Source organism: Brooklawnia sp., from assembly GCF_032229645.1.
In the GTDB taxonomy this organism is placed as follows: Bacteria; Actinomycetota; Actinomycetes; order Propionibacteriales; family Propionibacteriaceae; genus Brooklawnia.
Genome location: NZ_JAVTWX010000054.1, coordinates 8,942 through 11,891, shown reverse-complemented (window position 1 = coordinate 11,891; position 2,950 = coordinate 8,942). Strand labels below are relative to the sequence as shown.

Annotated in this window: 3 protein-coding genes; 1 reads left to right on the top strand and 2 read right to left on the bottom strand. The window is 66.8% G+C overall.

Annotated elements, in window-relative coordinates:
• Nucleotides 1-98 precede the first annotated feature (98 nt).
• Nucleotides 99-1,046: an electron transfer flavoprotein subunit alpha/FixB family protein gene (locus tag AAFP05_RS03825; protein WP_341728532.1), complete on the top strand. Its 948-nt coding sequence runs from the start codon at nucleotides 99-101 to the stop codon at nucleotides 1,044-1,046.
• 43 nt (nucleotides 1,047-1,089) lie between these two features.
• Here AAFP05_RS03825 and AAFP05_RS03820 read toward each other — a convergent pair whose 3' ends face one another.
• Together AAFP05_RS03820 and AAFP05_RS03815 are read right to left on the bottom strand one after the other, a co-directional pair.
• A complete protein-coding gene (locus AAFP05_RS03820) occupies nucleotides 1,090-1,857 on the bottom strand; it encodes an energy-coupling factor transporter transmembrane component T (protein ID WP_341728531.1) in 768 nt (255 codons plus the stop codon).
• 4 nt (nucleotides 1,858-1,861) lie between these two features.
• Nucleotides 1,862-2,950 (bottom strand): ABC transporter ATP-binding protein (locus AAFP05_RS03815; RefSeq protein ID WP_341728530.1); only part of this gene is annotated, 1,089 nt, incomplete at its 5' end.

Sequence of the window (2,950 nt, the reverse complement as noted above, 5' to 3'; positions counted from 1 at the left end):
ACCCTCACCGATACCAACGGCGCTGCCGCGACTGAGCTCGCCACCTTCCTGTCCGCCGCCGCCCGATGACCCCAGACCGAACCAGCTCAGGAATCACCATGGATCACATCCTCGTCCTCGTCCCCACCACCAATGGCGTTCCCGACGCCACCGCAGGCGAACTACTCACGCTCGCACGCGGTCTCGGGGACCCTATCGCCGCCATCATCGGCGAGTCAGCCAACGACGCGCCCGCTCTGCTCTCCCAGTACGGTGCCTCCGAGATCCAGATTGTCGGCTGCCCACAGGTGCGCACGACGCTGTGCACCGCCAAAGCCGCTGTCTTGGTGCAGCTGGCCAGCCAGCTGAAACCCGCGCTGATCCTGATATCCGCTGGCCCCGAAGGCGGTGAGACTGCCGCGCTCGTGGCCGACGAACTGTCGGCCGCCCTCATCACAGACGCCTGCGATGTCCATCTCGACGGTGATCGGGTGCACGTCACCAAGTCCGTGGGGTCGGGGCGCTTCACCATCTGCGCCGAGGCCACGGCCCCGGTCACCGTGTGCACGCTACGGCCCGGTTCGCTCACCGCCACGCCTGCCCCCACGAGCCCTGCCGCCCATCACTCGAGCTTTTCTCACTCCACTGGGCACCCGGAGGCGGTCGTCACTGAGTGGCGGCCCGCAGTCGACACCGGCCGCCCCAGACTCGCAGAGGCGAAGGTGGTCGTCTCCGGAGGCCGCGGCACGGACGGCGACTTCACGCTCATCGAGCGTCTTGCCGATGCTCTCGGCGGTGCCGTCGGCGCCTCCCGGGCCGCGGTCGACGAAGGCTGGGTCCCGGCCGATCTCCAGATCGGCCAGACAGGCAAGACCATCTCCCCAGACCTCTATGTCGCTCTTGGGATCTCCGGCGCGATGCAGCACGTCGCGGGAATCCGCTCGGCCCGCTGCATCGTGGCTGTCAACAGTGACCCGGATGCCCCCATCCACCAGATTGCCGATCTCAGCGTTGTCGGCGACTTCGAGGTGATCGTCCCTGAGCTCCTCAGGCACCTGTCGCAGTGACACCGGATCAGTGCATCACGGCCCAGGTGCCCGACGCGCCGGTTCAGAGCCTCCCCCAGCCCCATGCCAGGCGTCCGATCACGGCGCAGGCGCCGGCGATCAGGGCCAGCACGCTCACCGCGAGTTCCTCCGGCCTGCGGACCGGATCATGCATGGACGTCATCGTCCGGTGTGCGCCGTAGCCGCGGACGCTGAGAGCCACCCCGAGGTTCTCGGCAGTGACCAGCGAGCTGGTCAGCAGCGGAATGACGATCGCGATATTCGCCTTCCATCTCTGGACGAAATGGCCGGCGTCGATGCGCTGGCCCCTGGCCTGCTGGGCTTGCTGAATCTGCTCGCGGCGCCGGGCCAGATTCGGGATCGCTGCCATCGCCGAGGTGACCAGGATCGACAGCCAGCTGGGCAGCTTCCAGCGCGCGGCCAGATCGAGCACCTCGTCCACCGAAAGATCGTGGATCACCAGCCAGGTAGCGACGATCATCGCGAGCATGCGGAGCACGAAGGTGCAGCCCATCAGGGCTCCGCCCGCGGTGAACCGCACCGGACCCCACTGCGCGAGTAGCCGCAGGTGCGCCGGATCGTGCAGCACCCGGTCGGGCGTTGAGAATGCTGCGCAGACTCCCACCAGCACAAAGACCGGAATCGAAGCGCGCAGCAGCGGCCAGATCTGACTCAGCGGCATGCGCTGCCAGCCGATGACAGCGATCAGGATGCACAGCACCCCGAGATTCCACAGCGGGTGGGCGAAGCTCATCACGCTCATGGTGGTGGCGAGCAGAATGGCCAGCCGCGCGGGCAGCGCAAGTCTCATCGCCTCACCGCCTTCCCCAGGCCGGCTCACAGAGCCGGGCCAGCCGCCGGCCGGCGATCTCTTCGTCGCAACGAACCTGCTCAATGCCAAAGCACTGCTGCCACAGTTCGCCAAGCTGAGTGATGATCTGGGTTTCGGGCGTGCCGTCGGCAGCCACACGTCCGCCATCAATTCGCACCACCCGCTCAGCATGGTGGGCGATCAGTTCCGGATCGTGACTGATCATCACGATGGTGGCACCCTGCCGGTTGAGCCGGTCGACCAGACTCATGATCGCCTGCACTCCGCGCCAGTCCTGCCCGGTGGTCGGCTCATCGATCACGAGGATCTCGGGTTCGGCGATGAGGGTGGAGGCCATCGCAACGAGTTGACGCTGGCCACGACTCAGCGTCAGCGGGTTCTGGTCGGCCACATCGGACAGACCAGTGAAGTCGAGTACCTCACGGGTCCTCGCCGCGACTTCTGCGGCCGGACGACCGGCCGTCCGCAGCGCGAACCCGACCTCTTCGGCCACCGAACGACAGAAGATCTGGTGATCGGGATTCTGGAAGACATAGCCGACCTGCCCCGCCAACTGCCAAGGCGCACGATCCGAGATGTCGTGACCACAGATCCGGACCCTTCCCGAGGTCGGACGCAGCAACCCGTTGAGATGCTTGGCGACCGTCGTCTTGCCGGCCCCATTGGCACCGACCAGCGCGACGAACTCGCCCGCTCGAATCGTCAGATCAATGCCATGCAGCACCGGCACTTTGGGTGAATAGCCGAACTGCAGATCCTCGAGTTCGATCACCGGCGGCGCGCTGCTCGAGCTTCGGGCTCCATCGGCCGGTGGCCTCGCTCCTGCGGGCAGTGTGGCGCGCAACCACTCGGCGGTCTCGGCGACACTGGTGAACGAGCTGCTCTCACCGGGCATGGTCAACGCCAGTTCGGGACACTCCCGGACGAGCGCGCGAGTCAGCAGGCTCATCGGCAGCGGCCGGATGCCGAACCGTTCGACGAGATCGCGATCGGCGAAAAGAGCGGCCGGTGCGCCCTGCCAGGCGAGGCGACCTTCGTCCAGGACGACCACCGTGGACGCCTCAGCGAGCAC